Below are 18,809 nucleotides of genomic sequence, written 5' to 3' on the forward strand. Positions count from 1 at the left end.
AACGAAAAGACCCAGGTATCAGCTCCGCCGGAGCTTTGCCTGAGCCATAAAAAAAGACTCCATGTAAAGCTTCGCAGAGCAATACATGAGTCTCGTTATTTAAGACAAGCCAGACTTTTTCGATCTCAGCCAGGATGTTGACTTGCCACGCGCCCTTCGCGCGCCACTACTCCCTCACGGGTACTTTTCAATTGTAGGGCATAAATTAACATCGCCGCCCGCGTTTGTCAATACGCATGATTGCCCTTATCACGCGGGGCTCTTTAAATCTCTTTGCGGCGTTTATAAGCACGATTTGCGTCATAACTTAGGGCTCTGGCGTCCTCGCCGTATTAATATACGGCTCCGGTTCCAGAGCCCTAAGTTATTTAGCAACTCGCACTTCTGGTGAACAAATTAAGCGATTGATGGACAAACTAAGTTCGACGACGAAAATCAAAGATTTTCTGTCTCACTTATCACACAAAACGCAAAACCGGCGTTTTGGTTCACTGCTTATAAACGCCGATTTACGCGATTGGAAGTAAACGATAAATTGCTGTTTAGCGCCTTTAAAGCCTCCCTCGCCGAGGCGGCCAGGGAGCCAAATCAGAGTTTTTCTGATTTGTGCGAATCGGCTGGTAGGCACACCAGAGGTGGCAGCCGCACGTTTTTTACGATTTATGCTTTTAAAGCCTCCCTCGCCGAGGGAGGTGGCATGACGCGGTGTTTTTCCGCGTCATGACGGAAGGAGTGTTGCTCCGTTTGGCGCGCGGTTTTCGCGCCGAACGGAGCCCGCGGCGACAGCCGCGGAAGAAGCGGAAGATGATAAGATCAAGAGCAAAGCACAACCCAAGGTCAAAACTCCTTCCGGCCCTTCGGGCCACCTCCCTCGGCGAGGGAGGCAAGGGGCAAAATCTAAACCAAAATCGTTGAATATCGACAAACGGCTTTTTGTGGATGCCCGCTAAATCGCTATTTATCTTTCCTCGCAATCGCGTAAATCGGCGTTTAGACGTGCGAATAACGAAATAACCGAGGGCCTGCCAAGCGGAGGCGCACTAGTGTGCGGTGAGCATTGGCAGGCCCTCGGTTATGAAGTTAGTCGTGCGTATAAACGCCGATTTACAGGGAGGCCAATCGCTCTTGATACTCCTCCGGCGTATCCATGTCTTTGAAATGACAGTCGGGGGCTTCGGCGCGTTCGATCTCGCCTTCGTAGCGCATGAGGATCTTCTTTCCGCCGACGTCGCCCTCCGCGCCGCGGAAACGTTCGCGCCAGAGGGCGCGGTAGAACATCGGGTGTCCGAAAGCTCCCCCGCGGCAGGGGGCGAGGACGCTCTTCTCCGGCGGCAGCGCCTTGAACCTTTCGGCGAGCGCCGCTATATCCGCCGCGCGCGCGAGCGGCAGGTCGCCGAGCATGATGCAGAAATCCTCTCCCGCCGGCAGCATATCGAGGCCGATCGAAAGCGAGCTCGACTGCCCGCGTTCCGGCTCCTCGTTTACGCGGACCGTCAGCGGTCCGGCGGCGGGGCCGAGCGCCTCCGCGACCTCGCGCGATAGCACGGCGTATATCATCCGCGCTCCGGCGTCGCGCAGATTGCCGATCACGGTCTCTATGACGCTCCTGTCCCCGAAGGGCAGCAGCAGCTTCTGGCGTCCCATGCGCTTTGAGAGCCCCGCTCCCAGCAGAATCACATTCATCCTCATCTCTCCCGACAGTCGTAAAGTATATTGAGCCGCATCGAGACGAAAGCGGCGGCGTCATAGCTTTCGAGCAGGGACGGCACGGCCTCCGCGAACTCCCGCCGCGCCTCTTCGCCGGCCCTCTCCCACTTATTCAGCAATAACATCTTCTTCGCGCCGCGCGGGGCGTTTTTCAGCGGCCCTTCGGGATGGCGCAGATAACTCAGATAATCGGCGGCGCTCACCTTCGCCCCCTCCGCCATGCCGTGCAGCGCGCGGAACCTGTCGGCGCGGAAAATATGTTCCTCGTCCGCCGTCTCGCCGAGCGCGTCGATCCCCGCGACGGCAAAAAGGCAGCCGCAGCTCCGCGGCACCGGTGGTTCCCATTCCTCATAAAATTTCAATGACCGGCCCCGCGAGCCGTCGCATTCCGCGACCACCGCCCCCGCCGCGCCGCATCCCGCGAGCGCGCAGACCTCCTCCGGCGCGTAGCCGATCAGCTTGCCCTCCCTCTCGCCCGCGGCGGCGGCCAGCAGTGAGGCGGGCGGCATCGCGCCGATAAAGGCGGCGCATAACTTTGCCGGGCCGAGGAAGAGGTCGCGGCACTCGCAGGCCGTGGGACGGAATATCTTCGTCGTCGTGGAAAGCAGCACGCGCCGGGAGGCGGCGAGCTCGCGCCCCAGCCCGTAAAGCAGCGACGTCTTGCCGCCGCCGCCGGTGACCGCGGCGAGGGCGGCCTCATTCCTATCCATATATCCTGCCAAAAACGCAAACAGCTCTCTCATAAAATCCGCAACCTCTGCAAATTAAAAATCCGCGCCTCTATTATATACAAAAAAATCCCCGCGCGGCGGCGGGGCCCTGAATTCATCCGGCGCGCCCCGCGCCTTGCGCAGAACACGGCCGGATACGAATACTCCCTTCCCGGCTTCCGTTATCGTATAACCCGGCTTTTACAGTAAACCCGGGTCAAACATATCCAATTCCTTGCAATGAATCATTCTTTCAAACAACATGGCTCTATTTATTTGAGTGATTTAGGTCTAAATATGATATGATAACAGCACTAAATAGTGACGTTAAGGAGGTTTTTATATGATTCAGATATCGGTCTCCGAGCTGAAGGCTAATGTGGGAAAGTATGTCTCGATGGTGAACGAGCAAGAGATTTATATAACGAAAAATGGCAAGAGGGTCGCAAAACTGACGGCCCCGAAGCAGGATAAAATTTCGGCTGCGATGTCGTTATTTGATATCCTTCCGCCTGAAGCTGACCTTGATAAGGCAAGGATGGAGCGCCTGGGATGAAGATCTCTTTCGACACGAATGTTATTCTGGATGCGATCATTGAGGGGCGGGAGGGCGGCGCAGAGGCAAAGCAGCTTATCCTTGCGGTCGCGCAGGATAGGGCTGAAGGGCTTATTTCGGCAAATAGCATCACAGATATTTATTACATTGCCAGGAAGTATTTGGGAGATGTAAAGACGAGAGAGGTAATCTACAGCCTTCTGACGATTTTCAGCGTCGCCGGCGTTGGCGAGGATGATTGTCTGAACGCCCTGGAGCTTCCGATGGGTGATTTTGAAGATGCGCTTCTTGCCGTCTGCTCACAACGGGATGGGGCGGAGTATATTGTTACCCGGGATGAGGGATTTATAGCAGCTCCGGGTTGTCCGGTAAAAGCGGTAAGACCGGCTATGATGCTGTCGATTTTGCAGCGGTAACGGGCCCGGATACGAAAACTCCCTTCCGGCTTCCGTTATTGTATAATAATCACCATATCATGAAGAAACCAGGCGAACGAAGCCGCGGACCGACCAACGGAAGAGGGAATTGAAAATGCGCAGAGGCGTGGGCTTCAAAAACAACGACGGGACATACATACCGCCGCAGCTCATCGAGAAACTGGGGACGATGCTGACGTCGCCGCTGACGCTCATAGAGGCGGGCTCCGGCTTTGGCAAGACCACCGCGGTGGCGGAAGTCCTCGAAGACGTTCAGGAGCAAAAAGCGAACGTCTACTGGCACACATTCCTCGGAGAACCGCCGGAAAAGGCGTGGCAGGCCCTCTGCGGCCTCATCGCGCACGCCGACGGCAAAGCCGCCGTCTGGCTCGGGAACCTCGGGCGTCCCTCGCTCTCGTCGCTCCCCGACCTCGCCTCCATCCTGCGCGACATACGCTGTTCCAAGACCACCGTCATCGTGCTTGACAACTGGCAGCTTGCCGGCTTTGAAATATCGGCGCAGCTGATAGAGGCGCTCTCGCTGCACCGCGGCAAAAAACTCCACATCGTCGTCATCACCCAGCCCGCGGCGGCCGCGGCCCGCACCACCTCCAACCCGCGCATGGCCCTTATCGGCAACGACAGCTTCCGTTACACGCGTGAAAACATCGCGGAATTCTTCCTCCATTCACGGATCACGCTCGACGAAGAACAGCTCGACATGCTCTGCGACATCACCGAAGGCTGGATCGCCGCGCTGCGCCTCCAGCTCTCGGCCTACGCGGAAAACGGCCGTTTCGAGACCGCCGGCGGCATCTCGCAGCTCATAGAGACGGCGGTCTGGAACAAACTCACCGAACAGGAACGGGAAGAGAACCTCCGCCTCTCCATCCCGAAAAACTTCACGATCGAACAGGCCGCCGCCATCCTGAGACGCCCGGAACTCAGCGAAGATGAGATAGCGCGCCTCGACAACGACCCCTTCGTGCGCCGCGACGCGAACGAAGGGACATACACATTCCACAGCCTCAAAAGGGCCTACCTTGCCGACAAACTATCGCGCCGCTCGCGCGAATACCAGCTCGACGCGCTGCGGCGGGCCGCCGAAGGCTACGCCGCGCGCGGGGACGTCGGCGCGGCCGCCTCATGCTATGCCCGGACGCGCGACTACGAAGCCATCTTCGCCCTCCCCTTTGGGGACGCCGCCCTCTCGCAGTCCATCCGCTACGCGCGCGGAGAGAGCATCGACGCCATCTTTGACGACTGCCCCAAAGAAATATTGCTGCGCCACCCGGAAATAATGCTGCGCGCGGCGCTGGAATTCTTCCTCAAAGGCGATTTCGAGCACTTCTCCCGCGCCTTCGCGCTCGCGGAAGAATCCTGCGAACTTGAAGAGCGGCGCGGCGGCGAACGCGCCATAAACCTGCGCGGTGAACTGGAATTCCTCAAATTCTTCCCCGCCTTCAACGACGTCAAGGCCATGTGCGCCGCGCACGAAAAGGCGTGGAAGATACTGCGGGGGCCGCTCAAGACCCTCTACTTCAACGACGACACCTGGACCTTCGGCATCTCCTCCGTCGTCTGCATGTTCTGGCGCGAAAGCGGCAGCCTCCGCGAAGAACTCAAAGAAGTGGAAAACGGGATGCCCTGCTACTATAAACTCAGAAACGGCCACGGCATGGGCGCGCCTGCCGCCATGGCCGCGGAGACGGCGCTCATGAGCGGAGACGACGAAAGCGCGCAGAACCTGGCCATCAAAGCCATCTACAGCGCCGAAATAAAACATCAGGACAGCATCTGCTTCTGCGGCGAGCTCGTCCTCGCGCGCATCGCCGCCCTGCGCGGCGAAAGCGGCAAATTCAGCAAAACGCTTGCCGAAATGCGCGCGCGCGCCTTCGAGGGACGCGACCCCTACGGCGTCGTCACGGCGGAACTCTGCCGCGCCCACCTGGGGACCATGGCCGGCATCGGCGGCCTCATCCCCGAATGGACCCTCGACGCGCGCCGGATCAGGGAAAAAGTATTCGCCGCCGCCGTCCCCTTCGCGCTGATACCGCTCGCCAAATACCTGCTCGACAACGACCCCGTCAGCTTCGGCGCGCTCGTCGGAGAATTCATCGACGAAAGCCGCCGCTTCCACATGCTGCTGCCGGAGATATACTTCCGCCTCTACGCCGTGCGCCACAAACAGCGCTCCGGCGAAAGCGGCGAAGCGGAAACGGAGCTGAACGCCGCGCTGGACCTCGCCCTGCCCGACAAAATATACCTGCCCTTCGCGGAACAGGGGAGCGAAATAGCGCCGCTGCTCGTCGCGCTGCGCCCGCAGATCGGCGACAAACAGGCCGTTGACGCCATCCTCGCCCTCTCCCAGCGCCTGCAATACAACATAAGCGGCATCCCTGACGCCGGCACCCAGCCCGGAGACAAGCCCCTCTCCGCGAGAGAGCGCGAAGTGGCGCGGCTGCTCGCCGAAGGCCTGACCACCCAGGAGGCCGCCGAAAGACTCTCCATCACGAACAACACCGTCTGCACCATGAAAAAGAGCGTCTACAAGAAACTCAAAGTCCGCTCAAGAGTGGAGCTTGCCAAGCGCTGCCTCTTGTAAATCGGCGTTTATAAAAATCGGCGCGAATAAGCACCGTATGCGTCATAAGCCGGCCCCTGAGTGTCCTCGCCGTATGGAGAATACGGCTCCGGTACTCAGAGGCCGGCCTATTTAGCCTACGGCACTTCTTCGCGCCGATTTTTTTGTTATTATGCAAAACTGCTATCGTTGATTTCCTTTGGGAGAGGGAAAAGATAAACTGGGATTTAGCGGGCACCCACAAAAAACAATATGTCGATATTCAGCGATTTTAATTTATGCCTTTAAAGGCTCCCTCTCCGAGGCGGCCAGGGAGCCAAATCAGTGTTTTTCTGATTTGTGCGAATCGGCTGGTAGTTACACCAGGGCTGGCTCGGCGGTGTTTTTCCGCCGAGACTGGAGGAGTTTTGACCTTGGGTTTTGTGTTGCTCTTGATCTTATCTTCTTTCGCCTCTTCAGTGGGAGAGGATAAGGCCAGAACAAAAACAAAACCCAAAGTCAACCCTCCTCACCCCGCTTCGCGGGGAGCTAAGCGACTCGCACAAAACGAAAAAACATCGTTTTGGCTCCCTGCTTATCGGCGAGGGAGCCTTTAAAAAAGTAAAACCAACGCCACTGGACTTTTGCTCGGGGGCCGGAGGGACGGAGGGGCGGGCGGCGCGCGCGAAACAATGAAAAAAAACGAATCGGATTTTCACGGGTCACGACCGGCTTTATGGTGGTCCGAACCAAAAAAACTCTTTAAAAAAGAGCCCCAATCACCCGAACGGGCGATTGTCATATCCGGGAGCGCCGTTTACCATGGAGCGAGTAGGTATATATTTCTCTTTAGGGGGCTTTTTTGTGCGCAAAGACGGCAAAAGGTTCAGTTTATATTTGATCGCGGCGTTGATCCTGGTTTCGATAGCATCGTTCATGATGCTGCGTTCGGAGGCGGAGGATTTGCAGCTGACGAAGGATAGCGCCGGTTATTATCTGATCGCGACGTCGGCGGACCTCAAGCAGTTCAGGGAGGCGGTCAACGCGGGCAGCAAGGACATCAACGCTAAGCTGACGGCGAACATCGACCTTGAAGGCACGTCGGACAACCAATGGACGCCGATCCGCAGTTTCAGCGGCACATTCGACGGCGGCGGCTTCACGATCAGCGGCCTCTATATCAATGAGGGTAATAGTGAAAATAAGGGCTTCATCGGGACCCTCGCCGGCGGAGCGGAGGTCAGCGGCCTGACGATCGAGGGCACGGTAATCGGCGGAGGGACTCTCGGCGGCATCGTGGGGAAGAACAATGGCACGGTGAAGAACTGCGCGTCGAACTGCGAAAAAGTCAGCGGCAGCGAAGACTATGTCGGCGGCATCGTGGGGGAGAACAATGGCACGGTGACGAACTGCGCGTCGAACTGCGGGGCAGTCAGCGGCATCGGCAGCTTTGGCGGCGTCGTCGGGTGGAATAACACGGGCACGGTGACGAACTGCGCGTCGAACTGCAAAACAGTCAGCGGTAGCGTCCACGCCGGAGGCATCGTCGGGAGGAACGGCAGTGTGTCCGGCACAACCAGAGGCACGGTGACGAACTGCGCGTCGAACTGCGTGGCAGTCAGCGGCAGCGGCGACTCTGGCGGCGTCGTCGGGTGGAATAACAAGGGCACGGTGACGAACTGCGCGTCGAACTGCGGGGCAGTCAGCGGTGGCAAAAATGTCGGCGGCGTCGTCGGGATTAGCGATGGCACGGTGACGAACTGCGCGTCGAACTGCGGGGCAGTCAGCGGCAGCGACTATGTCGGCGGCGTCGTCGGGCGGAACATGAACGCCACAGGCACGGTGACGAACTGCGGCTGGCTTTATACAACAACAACAACAAGCGTGCCGAGCGTCGGCGTCGGCGCCGGCAATAGCACGCACGTCGTCTCCTACGACGCGGATGCCTCCAAGACGGTCGTGACCGCCTGCGTGAGCCCGCTCTCCGTCACGGTCGCCAAAGACCGCTCGGCTGTCGTGCCGTTTGCGCTCGCGCCGGGCGCGGATGCCTCCGCCGCGATGTATATCGAGACCTTAAGCGCCGACGTTGCAAGCGCCGGCATTGCCTCGGCGGATGTTGCTTCCGGCAAAGTCACCGTCACCGGCCGGAACTACGGAACGACGGCCATGGCGGTCAGCTACAAATTCAAATACACAGACTTCTCCAAGACGCCGCTAAGCGTCTCAGACGGCTCGGTGGCGGTCAGCGCCAACGTGGGGATAACCGTACAGGATTTCGCGGTAACGCCGAAATCGGCGACGATCGCGGTCGGCGGCACATCTAAGCTTACCGCCTCCGGCGGTTCCGCCGCGGGCGGCGTAACGTGGGACGTGTCGGGTGACGCCGTTTCGCTCGACAAGAAGGATGGAACCTCTATAGCGGCCACAGGCGTCCGCAGAGGTACGGCGACGGTGACGGCGACGACCAAAGACGGCGAGACGGACTACTGCGACATTACGGTAAATCCCGCGACCGACCCAGCCGACCCGCTTCCGGCCGAAAACCAGACGGACAAAGACGGTACCGGCTCCGGCGTCCTCATCATCAGCCCCGACACATACGAATCGTTCAAAGTCTATGACGCTTTAATAAAACTGGGCGAAGAGGGCAGACTCCCCGACGGCATCACGATAGCATCGTTAGACGCAGTGCCAGCCGCAAGCACCGACCTTTCGATCGACTGCTACATCCAAGGCACAGGCGGCAAGACCAGCGGCGACATTATTGCCGGGGCTATAAAGGATTACTGGGGCATCACCGACACGTCGCCGGAAAAGCTGCGTCTCGTCAGCGCCGTCAGCGCGACCGCACACGCAGGTTCTGACGAAACAACGCTTGCCAAATTCTGGCGCATCCTCGTCGATGAGGTGCGGAAGTTGCTCGGCTATGACAACGATAAATCAACGGACAGCGCATATCTGCCTCTTCAGACGAACTTCACGATAACGTCGGCGGACATTGCCCTGCTCTCGGACGACATCAAGACAGAACTGAACGCCGGCAACCTTCTGGATAAAGTAAACCTCTTCGCCGTCGTAAAGAGCGGAGACGAATACGCCGCCAGGAGCCTCAACGACGCCGCCGACAACTCCGGCGCGTCCCGCGGCAAATACATGACCGTCAGCGAAGACAAAGACGGCAATTACAGGATAAGCACGCGCATAATGCTCTTCAACTTGCCCGGCACCGTATCGGGCGACAAGACGATGGGCGCGAGCTGGATACTCCCGATATCGTCCGACAAGACCTCCGACGACTACTTCCTCGTCCAGGACGGAGCAAAGGACGATACATACGCCGTTGCAATGGCCCTCGCCGTAAAGACACCCAACTACGCCACAGTCCATATAGCCACAGACACCACATCCGGCGATACGCCAGTCTCATACGACACAGCCGTAACAGGCAAAAAAGGCTACAGTGAGAAGATAACCTCGTCCGACTGGTCGAACGCCGAAATGTCCGGCGACGTCTACACCGTGACGTTCGCAAAGGTCGCAGGCTACTCCATCAGCGTCAACGACGGCTCCGAAGCTTACACAGTAAGCAAAGACCTCGCGTGGGGAGCGAGCTGGGACGTCAAGGCGACATACAGCAAGATATACGTCTCCGGCGTATCGCTCGACAAAACGGCGCTCGTCCTCGCCCCCGGCGGAAGCGACAAACTGACCGCCACGGTCACGCCAGACGACGCCTACGCCAAAGACGTAACATGGACGACAAGCGACAAAAACATCGCCGAAATCGCGGCGGACGGCACGGTAACGGCGAAAGCGGCGGGCAAAGCGACGATCACCGCGACGGCGAACGACGGCGGCGGAGCATCTGCCGCATGCGCCGTAACCGTGAGGAATAACGCCGGCGACGACCCGACGGCGCCATCGCTCACGCCCGAGCTTGTCACACACGCGATAGCCCGCCCGGCGGAGATCGAACTCGCCGACAATACCGCGTCCTACGTCACGGACGCGGCAAAACAGACGACAGTCGCGACCGCAGCCGGCTTCAAAGACGAAGACACCGCGCTCACCGCGACGGGAGCCCTTGCCGCCGGCAGCACCGTCGTCAACGGAGCGGTAAACGACGTCATAGCCAAAGACCCGACCGTCAGCAAAGACATCGTCTACGCGCTGCCGATCGTCGAAAGCAAAGCCGACAAAGCCGGAATGCTCCACGCCATCAGCTTCAAAGTGAGCGGAGACATATTCGGCGAAGTGACCGGAGCGGAAATACGCGTCCTTAAAGTATTCCCGGACGGCACGGGAGAACTCTTCACGCCGATATCCGCGCCCGAAGAGATAGCCGACAAAACGGCGGCGCTCTACGACACGAACGAGGCGATGGTAACGGGCGCGATAGACAAAGAGGCGGATTACATCCTCACGATCTTCGTCAAAGACGGAGAGTCATTCGACCTCGACGGCAACGCGGACGGCACAGTCATCGACCCGGTATCGATAATCAAAGCGGCGGCCGCGGAACCCGACCAGCCGGACAACACCCGCAGCCACAACGGAGGCTGCAACACAGGAGCGGCGCTGCCGCTGCTAGCGGCGATGGCTGCGGTACTAATAATACGCAAGAAGCGGTAAATCGGCGTTTATAAGCACGATTTGCGTCATAACTTAGGGCTCTGGCGTCCTCGCCGTATTAATATACGGCTCCGGTTCCAGAGCCCAAAGTTATTTAGCAACTCGCACTTCTGGTGAACAAATTAAGCGATTCACACGAAACGCAAAACCGGCGTTTTGGTTCACTGCTTATAAACGCCGATTTACGCGATTGTAGGGAAACGATAAACTGCGATTTACGCCTTAAAAGCCTCCCTCGCCGAGGGAGGTGGGCCGGCGCACGGTTTTGCGCCGGGTCGGAAGGAGTGTTGACTTTGGGTTTTGTTTTGCTCTTGATCCTATCTTCTTTCGCATCTTCCGCGGCTCCCGCCGCGGGCTCCGTTCGGCGCGAAAATCGCGCGCCAAACGGAGCAACACTCCTTCCGTCATGACGCGGAAAAACACCGCGTCATGCCACCTCTGGTGTGACTACCAGCCGATTCGCACAAATCAGAAAAGCTCTGATTTGGCTCCCTGGCCGCCTCGGCGAGGGAGGCTTTAAAAGCATAAATCGCAAAAACATGCGGTTGCCACCTCTGGTGTAACTACCAGCCGATTCGCACAAATCAGAAAAACACTGATTTGGCTCCCTGGCCGCCTCGGCGAGGGGGCCTTTAAAAGCGTAAACCGCAATCGCTGAATATCGACAAATAGTCTTTTGCGAGTGCCCGCTAAACCCCAGTTTACCATTCCCTCGCAATCGCGTAAACCCCGGTTTACCGTTCATTTCCAATCGTGTGAACGGCTGTCGTTGCCGTGCTTTTGCCCGGAGGCGTTTAATAATATTTTTTCTCCACGTGCCGGCCCAGCCTTGTCATTACTGCCGCGAGGTCGTCCATCAGGCGCGATTTGACGCGCAGTTCGGTGGGGAAGTCGGGGTTCTGGTGCGCCGGGTTCACCGCCTTGCCGATGAAGAGGTTCAGGTGGGTGCATTGCTCGATGAGGATCTTTGCGAGCTTTGCCGCGCCGTGCGGGTCGTCGAGTTCCGAGATCATGTTCGGGACGGCGGGGCGGTCGATGTATTCCCCGATCATCTCGATGGCGCGTTTGAGCGTCATTACCCCCTCCGTCACGAGGTCTATGCCCTCTATCGCCGCCGTCGGCGGGATGTCGCTGTCGGTGTAGTCGATGTTGACACGCAGCGGGCGTTTGAGCTCGCGCGCCAGTATTTCGGAGCTGGTGCCGCCGCTGACGATGTGCAGACCTCTGGTCTCGATGTAGTCTCTGACGAGCCGCGAATCGTCCTCCGGGTTTTTCGGCGGCCCGGAGAAGAGGCTGACCGGCTGTCGGGGCAGGATGTGCGCGATGGAGACGGTGGTGTCGTCGCCCGGTTTGCCGAGGTAGAGGTCTTTCGCTACGTCGAGCACGCGGTTGATGACGCGCGGCGCGGAGAGTTTTTCGCCGCAGGGGCCGCAGAGGAAGTCGGCCACTTCGTCGCAGCCCCAGCCGAAGGAGAGGGTCTCTCCCATGCCGGCCTGCGTCACGCCGTCGCTGACGATGACGAAGTAGTCGCCCTCGCGCGCGGTGAAGCGGCTTTCGCGCACGAGCTTGCCCTCGATCGTCTTTTCCTCGTATTCAAAGGGGATATGGCGGCCGTCACGGATGAGCATACAGGGTGGGTTGTCGTATTCCGCGAGGTAGCCGCTGCCGTCTTTCCGGATGCTGAGGATCATGAAGGTGGAGTAGGCGATGCCGCGCACTTTGCAGACGGGCAGCGTATGCGCGATGGTGTCCACGGTGTCTTCGATGGAGGCGCCGCGGCTGATCATCGTCGATATTATTTTTGAGGTCAGCGTCGAAAGGATGTTGGCTTTGACGCCGCTGCCGAGTCCGTCCGAGAGTACGAGCAGCATGCTCTCCGGCGAGTTTATCACCTGCACGCGGTCGCCGCAGAGCTCTTCGTTTTTCTTTATCAGGCTGTTATAGCAGGCGTCTATGCATATACTATCCATTGCCGTTGTTTCCGTCATAGACGATCAGGTCTTTCAGTTTCGTCAGTGTTACTTTGGTCTCGGCGGTCGTTTCGCCGAGAAGGCTAGCGATCTCCTGCGCCACGGTCATCTGTTTGTCGATGACGTTCTGCGCCATTTCCATCGTCTCCAGTTTAAGTTTGTTGAGCGATTCGGTCTCCTGTTCCTGCTTCGTCACGTCGTGAAGGAAGGCGATCGCGAGCCCCTGTTCGGGGATATAGATTATGGTCTGGTTGACGGTGATGCCGCGCTCGTCATAGCTCACTTTGTGGAGCGGGATGTTTCTTTCCTCGCCTACCGCGAGGGCGAAGTCGAGGGGGTCGAGGAACTCTTCGATGCGGCGGCCCACGATCTCGTTTTTCGTGAGTTTAAGGAGGTGCTGCGCCGCTATGTTGCACTCCTTGACGCGCAGGTCGTGGTCCACGGCGATGATGTAGTCGGGGCTGACGGAGAGGGTGACGTTGGCGAGCGTCTCCGATATCTGGCTCATGTAGGGCAGGCACATGTAAAGTTCCGCCTTGTTCTGGTAGACGGCGATCGCCTTGTCGCGGCAGGTACGGTAGCCGCAGCTTCCGCAGTTGAGCTCGTGTTCCGGCTTCGTCTTGCCGATCTCCGCCAGTATCGAGCGTATCGTCTCCTCGTCGGGGATGTCCTCCCTCAAAGGTTTCGGCTCTATATGGCGGCGCAGGTCGAGCGAGGAGATGTCCGCCTCGCGGATGTTTTTCTCCGCGCGCAGGTAGCGTATCATGTCGATGCCAGTGCTGACGGGGTGATATTCCGTGTCCGGCTTTTCGGGGCCGTTGATGCAGCTGCCGTAGCAGGTGCTGGCCTCGATGAAGCAGTTGTGGATGCGCCCCTCGCTGATCTCTTCCAGCAGCTCGATGACGTCTTTCGCGCCCTGCACGCTGAGGAAGGTATACTTGTTGAAGACGTGGGAATCTTCGGGGAGGTTGGCGCGGACGTCCTTCACGATGCCCTCGAATACAGGGTAGATCGCCGAAGAGCTGGGGTCGTTGCCAAAGTAGCCCTCGGCGCATTTTTCAAGCTCGATGTCCTCTTTTATGAACCAGCGGGCGAGCTGTTTGAAGGTGACGACGCCGTCGATGAAGCGTTTTTCAGAGACGCGCGCCTCCTCTATCTTCGAGATGCAGGGGGCGAAAAAGACGATCAGCGCGTCGTCGCCGTACTTTTTGCGAAGGAATTCGCCGTGGGCCTCCATCGGGGATAGCACCTGCGCGAGCTGCGGCGTGAGCTGCGGGAAGTATTTCTGCACGAGGAAGACGACGGAGGGACAGCAGGTCGTGATCATATTGTCCATAGAGTCGCTTTCGAGGATACGCGCGTATTCCTTTGTCACGGCGTGCGCGCCGACGGAGGTCTCCTCCACGGCGTCAAAGCCGAGGCGATGCAGCGCCCCCGCGAGGCGGAAACGGTTCTCCGCGCCGAAGGAGGCGATGTACGAAGGGGCCAGCGCCGCGATCGCGCGCGCCGCCCCCTGTTCGCCTTGGCGAACATTTGAAAATACCTCCGGGGGCAAGCCTGCGGACGCGTCTGCCGTGCGCGCCGCCCCCTGTTCGCCAACGGCCTGCTTGATGGCGCTGATGTCGTTTACCAGGGACTTCGCGTGCTGGGGGCAGTTGCGTATGCAGCGCCCGCAGAGGATGCATTCGTTCTCCAGCACTTCGACGTGATTGTTGCTGTACTTTATCGATTTTACGGGGCAGACTTTAAGGCACTTATAGCAGTTCTTGCAGTTTGCCTCCGCGACATTTATATATTTCATTATCCATTACCACCTGCGATCACATCATCAAAAAACATTTCTATATGGTCCGGGTCCACAAAGTGGATCTCGCCGTTTACCTTCACCGATACTCCCGCCTCTTCGCAGCGCCCCATACAGAACGAACCGGAGAGGTTCACCTTCTCCGTGAGGCCGCGCTCCGTCACCAGTTTCGTCAGCCCCTCCACGACGCGGCGCGCGCCTTTTAGATGGCAGGAACTGCCGACGCAAATCACAACATCTGTCAAACCGTTTCCCTCCCGCACGATAAGATATCACCACACTCTATATTGTAGCAGAAAATGCTTTATTGTGATTAAATTCACACAACAAAGATATGAGGTCTCTTCGCCGGGCCGCGCCTCAGGAGAGGTATCGCCGCAGATACCTGTCGATAACATAGTTCATGTAGGAGTGGAGGAAGGAGAAGGCGACGAGCGGCGCTTCGTTTTTTATGACGTAGGTGGCTCCGCCCTCTTTTGAGACGATGTCGATGTTCCTGAAGGGGAAGTCGGCGTTCGTGACGCAGCGGTAGTTTGAACGCTCCTGCGCGAGAAGGCCGACGGCCCGCATGTGTTCCCTGAATTCTTCCGGCGTGTAGCGGAGTTCTCTGTCCCCCAGCGTCCAGGGGGTGTGGATGCCGACGCGCCCGGCCTCGATATCCGCGGCGGAATATTCGGGGTAGACCTCGATGACGCTGACCTCGGAGAGCGAGCTCATGAAGGCCTTTCTTCTCGCGCGGTAGTATTTCATGAGTTCGTCCCTCTCGTCCTCACTCGCGGCGGCCCTGTCGAATATCCGCCGCGCGAGGTGCTCGGGCATCGATTCCGGAGAGAGCCTGTGCATGAACTTTACGACGTCGCCCCCCGGCGCGGAACGTTTGTCCTCGATGTCGCGGTGCAGTTCCTTCAGGTCGCCGATCCCGTATGTTTTGACAAGGGGCTTCGCGCAGGCGAGCAGGTTGCCGAACTGCTCGCTTACAAAGGCGGCTTTATCGGGGCTCTTCGAGAAAAAGGCGGTGACCTCCTCCTCTTTGCCCTTGAAGCAGGAGAAGCGCATCGAACAGAGGCCCTCCGCCGCGCCGATATATTCGCTAAAGAGAGATCTGTTGGGGCGCGTGAGGTAATAGGGCTCCACCTGCCCTGAGATATAAAGCGGGATCCACGACGACGCGGCGCAGAACATCTCGTCGGCGTCAAGGTTGAGGTCGTGGATCACCTTTATGCGGTGCCCGCGCGAGAGTATCTCCCGCATGAGGGCGGTCCAGCCGCCGCGAAAGCGCGGCGAGCGGGCGAACCAACTGAAATCGGAGGCGCAGACGCGGATGTCCGCGGGTTCTTTGGCGGCGAGGATCGTTTCCGTAAATTTAAGGAACGCGGAATAAACGCCGTCCGCTCCGCGGAAAATTTCCTCGGTGAATTTTACTCCCTCCGCCTGCGCGTCTTTCCCGTTCTTTTCGTTAGAGGAAAGGCCGCGCGGCTCCGCGGAGTCGATCCCCTGCAGCAGAAGGCGCGTCGGAGCAGCGGAGCCGGATTCGCGGAACCACTCAAACAGCTTCGCCGTTATGTATTCCTCGTCGGCAGCCTCGTCCGCCGGGACCCTGAGCTCTTCCGACAGCTCTTTGGGAATGCCGTGCGAGCGGCAAAGAAAGGCGAAATAGCGGCAGATATCGCGCAGTATCGGGTCGTCTGTTCCCATGCCGCGCCTGCCGCTGCGGTAGCGTGATATCGAAGAGCTGTCCACGTTCACGTAACGGGCCACCGCGGCGTTCGACGTCTTGAAGGCCTCCATCAGGAGGCTGAACTTCTGCGCCGTCCCCGCGCGCTGCTTTTTCTTCCTGCCGCGCAGCGAAGCCTGCGGCTCCGGGCGTTTCTTCTCCCTGAGGGACGAGTCGTCGGCGTTGAGCCAGCGCGCGACGGCGTCATGGAGCACCTCCTCCCGGTGCGCGCCGACCAGTTTTCTGAGTTCACCGACCCTGTCGCCGTTCTCCGCGAGTTTTGCCGCCCCGGCGGCTAAATAGGCCACCGTTTTGCCGTAGCGCGGCGGCTTATGCTTCGCCCCGAGGTAACGGCAGACGCATGAGGCATCAAGCCCCGAACTGCGGGCCAGCGCGGAGCTGGTAGCGGCGATGGCCTCCTTGAGCAGGGAGAGTTTTTCATGAAAGAGCATCGGCATCCTCCTTTATGGTACTGGCTGATATAATTATCGTCTATAAGAAATTATTTTACAATACCGGTTGTACTGAAAATGAAAAATCGGCATTGCCAATTTCAGTGGCGCGCAATTATTGTTTTCTTTTAGGATGGCGGTGGTTTTTTTGTTGACGGAGATATATAATATTTTCAGAAGTTTCGCGCGGAGAAAAACTCAAGGCCCGGGAAAAGCGGCGTCAAGCCGGAATCATCACGGAAAAAGAGCCGCGCCGGTTTCAAGACGGTATGTGGATGGAAGGTGAAATGTTCTATGAAAAGATTGTTTTTAGCGATCGTATGTCTTATGTTTACCGCCGGTTCGGCCTATTCCTGCCAGCCCGGCGCGCCGAAGGGGGCCTCTGACAAGGCGGCTCCGGATCACGTGGAAAACGAGGCGATCGCGCTGGTCAGGGTCCCGCCGGAGATGCGCGCCCAGGACGAACGCCGCCGCCTCTTCGGCGAGCTTTGCCGGAAAATAGCCGCGGGAGCGGGAGCGGAAGTGCTCTATATCTCCCCGATATATGAAGACTCCGAAAACGGCATCGCCCACATGAGGTCCGCCGACAAATCGGCGAAGGAACTCATCGCGCTGCTCAAAAAGGACAAGAACGTCATCGGAGCCTCGCCGAACCACATCACCAGGCTGTCACCGCCCATAAAAAGCTCAAAATGAGTGAGATGAAAGGATAGTAATCGATTGATGAAAAACTACAGTATCAGCGCCCTTATCTTATCTCTGACGATCCTCTTCTTCGGTTCGGCGGCCAGTGCCGCCGACTACGCGGAGAATCAGGTCATCGTGCTGCTGCGCGACTCCAACGCGGCAAGCTCCGTTATGAGCGCCTCGGCGAAACAAAGCTCGGCCGCGAAGGCGGCGTCGCTTGCTAAGAGTGTAGGCGCCTCCGCGCTGAAAAGCTTCCCGGAGCTCACGGCGGGCAGCGGTCGGAGCATCGCCCTCTTCTCTTCGGAGGAAAAGACGGCGGACGAGCTGATAAGCGCGCTGAAAGACACCCCCGAGGTCATAGGCGTCGCGAAGAATTATATGAGAAAGGCGCTGGCAGAGCCCAATGACCCAAGATGGGCCTCTCAGTGGGGGACGAAGAGGATAAAGGCCCCCGAGGTGTGGGAGGCGGCCACGACCGGTTCCGACGCGGTCTACGCCGCGGTGCTCGACACCGGCGTCATCTACGACCATCCCGACCTTGCCGCGAATATCAGCGGGAAACTGCCCGACGGCACCTACGGCAAGATGTTCCATGACAACGGAACGGTCACCGACGTCGTAAGGAGCGGCACGCCGTCGGGCGACGTAACGATAACCAACGTGAACCAGGTGGATTACGCGACGGTCGGCGACGTCGGCGGCCACGGCACACATGTGGCGGGGATCATCGGTGCGGTCGGCAACAACTCCATCGGCGTCGCGGGCGTCAACTGGAAGGTGAAGATACTGCCGGTGGGCGTCTTCACCGTGGTGGAGGATAAAGAGGAAAAGAGCGGATGGGGAACGGGGGCCTATGATATCGACATTATCGCCGCGCTGAATTACATTGTTGAGCTGAAGAAGACATACGGCCTCAACATACGCGCCGCCAACCTCTCTCTCGGTCGCTGGACCGAACCGGTGGATCAGGATAAAGACCCTTACGCGCAGGCGGTCAAGCTGGCCGGCGACGCCGGCATCATCGTCTGCATGGCGGCGGGCAACGAGGAGCAGGACATCGACGCCCCCACCGATCCCGAATGCGTGGGCAAACTCTCATACCCGGCCTGCTTCCGTTTTGACAATACGATCTCCGTCGGCGCCTCTAACGAAAACGACGGCCTCGGCAAAAGCTCCGGCTCAAATTACAGTACGAGCGGCAAGTGGGTGGACGTTATGGCCCCGGGCGACAATATAATGAGCACGACGCCATTTTACAGCTACGCCGGCAGCAAAGATTACCACAGAGACGGCTATGACAGCTGGAGCGGCACCTCGATGGCTACGCCGATGGTTACGGGAGCGGCGGCGCTGCTCTGCGCCGTATACCCGGACAAGACGGCGAACGAGATAAAGACGATGCTGATGAACGGCGCGGAGAACGTCTTAAAAGACGGCTATTCCAAATACGGGCTGCTCAACGTCTATAACGCCTACCTGCTGGGAAGGCAAGAGGATTCCGGCAGTTCTTCGGGCGGCTGCTCCGCGGGCTTCGCGGCCCTCGCGCTGATCGTGCTGCTGCCGCTGGCGATGCGCGGAAAGAAGAAATAACCGCGCGC

At 58.7% G+C, this 18,809-nt stretch carries 13 protein-coding genes; 6 read left to right on the plus strand and 7 right to left on the minus strand.

What is annotated here, in order from left to right; all coding sequences use genetic code 11:
• Positions 1 to 1,104: 1,104 nt before the first annotated feature.
• Positions 1,105 to 1,683 carry a nucleotidyltransferase family protein gene (locus tag CLOEV_RS15670; RefSeq protein ID WP_051484818.1) on the minus strand — a complete coding sequence of 193 codons (579 nt, stop codon included), beginning with the start codon at positions 1,681 to 1,683 and terminating at the stop codon, positions 1,105 to 1,107.
• A gap of 2 nt (positions 1,684 to 1,685) precedes the next feature.
• Positions 1,686 to 2,450: a selenium cofactor biosynthesis protein YqeC gene (gene yqeC / locus CLOEV_RS01845; RefSeq protein ID WP_034441557.1), complete on the minus strand. Its 765-nt coding sequence runs from the start codon at positions 2,448 to 2,450 to the stop codon at positions 1,686 to 1,688.
• A 310-nt stretch (positions 2,451 to 2,760) separates the two neighbouring features.
• Here yqeC and CLOEV_RS01850 point away from each other — a divergent pair, with 310 nt between their 5' ends.
• The 3 genes from CLOEV_RS01850 to CLOEV_RS01860 all read left to right on the plus strand — a co-directional run bounded on the left by CLOEV_RS01850 (position 2,761) and on the right by CLOEV_RS01860 (position 5,994).
• On the plus strand, positions 2,761 to 2,973 hold the full coding sequence (locus tag CLOEV_RS01850; protein ID WP_008709054.1) for a type II toxin-antitoxin system Phd/YefM family antitoxin: 213 nt from the start codon (positions 2,761 to 2,763) through the stop codon (positions 2,971 to 2,973).
• Complete coding sequence (locus CLOEV_RS01855) at positions 2,970 to 3,389, plus strand: type II toxin-antitoxin system VapC family toxin (RefSeq protein ID WP_034441559.1); 420 nt, start codon at positions 2,970 to 2,972, stop codon at positions 3,387 to 3,389. Before CLOEV_RS01850 ends, CLOEV_RS01855 begins: the two co-directional genes overlap by 4 nt.
• 115 nt (positions 3,390 to 3,504) lie before the next feature.
• Positions 3,505 to 5,994, plus strand: coding sequence for a LuxR C-terminal-related transcriptional regulator (locus tag CLOEV_RS01860; RefSeq protein ID WP_034441561.1), 2,490 nt, complete (start codon positions 3,505 to 3,507; stop codon positions 5,992 to 5,994).
• A gap of 250 nt (positions 5,995 to 6,244) precedes the next feature.
• On the opposite strand, the gene CLOEV_RS01865 is transcribed toward CLOEV_RS01860, so the two are convergent.
• The gene (locus CLOEV_RS01865) at positions 6,245 to 6,469 is read right to left on the minus strand and encodes a hypothetical protein (RefSeq protein ID WP_034441563.1); all 225 of its coding nucleotides are present in this window, start codon (positions 6,467 to 6,469) and stop codon (positions 6,245 to 6,247) included.
• 347 nt (positions 6,470 to 6,816) lie between these two features.
• On the opposite strand from CLOEV_RS01865, the gene CLOEV_RS01870 reads away from it, so the two are divergent.
• Positions 6,817 to 10,584: an Ig-like domain-containing protein gene (locus CLOEV_RS01870; RefSeq protein WP_034441565.1), complete on the plus strand. Its 3,768-nt coding sequence runs from the start codon at positions 6,817 to 6,819 to the stop codon at positions 10,582 to 10,584.
• 794 nt (positions 10,585 to 11,378) lie between these two features.
• Here CLOEV_RS01870 and CLOEV_RS01875 read toward each other — a convergent pair.
• The 4 genes from CLOEV_RS01875 to CLOEV_RS01890 all read right to left on the minus strand — a co-directional run bounded on the left by CLOEV_RS01875 (position 11,379) and on the right by CLOEV_RS01890 (position 16,524).
• Entirely contained in the window at positions 11,379 to 12,554 is a 1,176-nt protein-coding gene (locus CLOEV_RS01875; RefSeq protein WP_008709058.1) for a SpoIIE family protein phosphatase, read from the minus strand.
• Complete coding sequence (locus tag CLOEV_RS01880) at positions 12,547 to 14,355, minus strand: [Fe-Fe] hydrogenase large subunit C-terminal domain-containing protein (RefSeq protein WP_034441568.1); 1,809 nt, start codon at positions 14,353 to 14,355, stop codon at positions 12,547 to 12,549. Before CLOEV_RS01880 ends, CLOEV_RS01875 begins: the two co-directional genes overlap by 8 nt.
• Positions 14,355 to 14,603, minus strand: a complete 249-nt coding sequence (locus CLOEV_RS01885; RefSeq protein WP_008709064.1) for a (2Fe-2S) ferredoxin domain-containing protein — start codon at positions 14,601 to 14,603, stop codon at positions 14,355 to 14,357. The genes CLOEV_RS01880 and CLOEV_RS01885 overlap by 1 nt, the downstream gene beginning before the upstream one ends.
• Before the next feature lie 115 nt (positions 14,604 to 14,718).
• Positions 14,719 to 16,524 (minus strand): hypothetical protein, encoded by a 1,806-nt coding sequence (locus CLOEV_RS01890; protein ID WP_034441570.1) that lies wholly within the window; start codon positions 16,522 to 16,524, stop codon positions 14,719 to 14,721.
• Between the two features lie 294 nt (positions 16,525 to 16,818).
• Here CLOEV_RS01890 and CLOEV_RS01895 point away from each other — a divergent pair, with 294 nt between their 5' ends.
• Positions 16,819 to 17,220, plus strand: a complete 402-nt coding sequence (locus CLOEV_RS01895) for a hypothetical protein (RefSeq protein ID WP_034441572.1) — start codon at positions 16,819 to 16,821, stop codon at positions 17,218 to 17,220.
• A 27-nt stretch (positions 17,221 to 17,247) separates the two neighbouring features.
• Complete coding sequence (locus CLOEV_RS01900; RefSeq protein WP_034441573.1) at positions 17,248 to 18,801, plus strand: S8 family serine peptidase; 1,554 nt, start codon at positions 17,248 to 17,250, stop codon at positions 18,799 to 18,801.
• Positions 18,802 to 18,809 lie beyond the last annotated feature (8 nt).

It is taken from the genome of Cloacibacillus evryensis DSM 19522 (assembly GCF_000585335.1).
Lineage (GTDB): Bacteria > Synergistota > Synergistia > Synergistales > Synergistaceae > Cloacibacillus > Cloacibacillus evryensis.

Bases quoted from the DNA above. Each gene is read 5' to 3' on its own strand.
- CLOEV_RS15670 (WP_051484818.1), bottom strand. From the start codon at position 1,683: ATGAATGTGATTCTGCTGGGAGCGGGGCTCTCAAAGCGCATGGGACGC.
- CLOEV_RS01855 (WP_034441559.1), top strand. From the start codon at position 2,970: ATGAAGATCTCTTTCGACACGAATGTTATTCTGGATGCGATCATTGAG.
- yqeC (WP_034441557.1), bottom strand. From the start codon at position 2,450: ATGAGAGAGCTGTTTGCGTTTTTGGCAGGATATATGGATAGGAATGAG.
- CLOEV_RS01875 (WP_008709058.1), bottom strand. From the start codon at position 12,554: ATGGATAGTATATGCATAGACGCCTGCTATAACAGCCTGATAAAGAAA.
- CLOEV_RS01890 (WP_034441570.1), bottom strand. From the start codon at position 16,524: ATGCTCTTTCATGAAAAACTCTCCCTGCTCAAGGAGGCCATCGCCGCT.
- CLOEV_RS01880 (WP_034441568.1), bottom strand. From the start codon at position 14,355: ATGAAATATATAAATGTCGCGGAGGCAAACTGCAAGAACTGCTATAAG.
- CLOEV_RS01860 (WP_034441561.1), top strand. From the start codon at position 3,505: ATGCGCAGAGGCGTGGGCTTCAAAAACAACGACGGGACATACATACCG.
- CLOEV_RS01895 (WP_034441572.1), top strand. From the start codon at position 16,819: ATGAAAAGATTGTTTTTAGCGATCGTATGTCTTATGTTTACCGCCGGT.
- CLOEV_RS01900 (WP_034441573.1), top strand. From the start codon at position 17,248: ATGAAAAACTACAGTATCAGCGCCCTTATCTTATCTCTGACGATCCTC.
- CLOEV_RS01850 (WP_008709054.1), top strand. From the start codon at position 2,761: ATGATTCAGATATCGGTCTCCGAGCTGAAGGCTAATGTGGGAAAGTAT.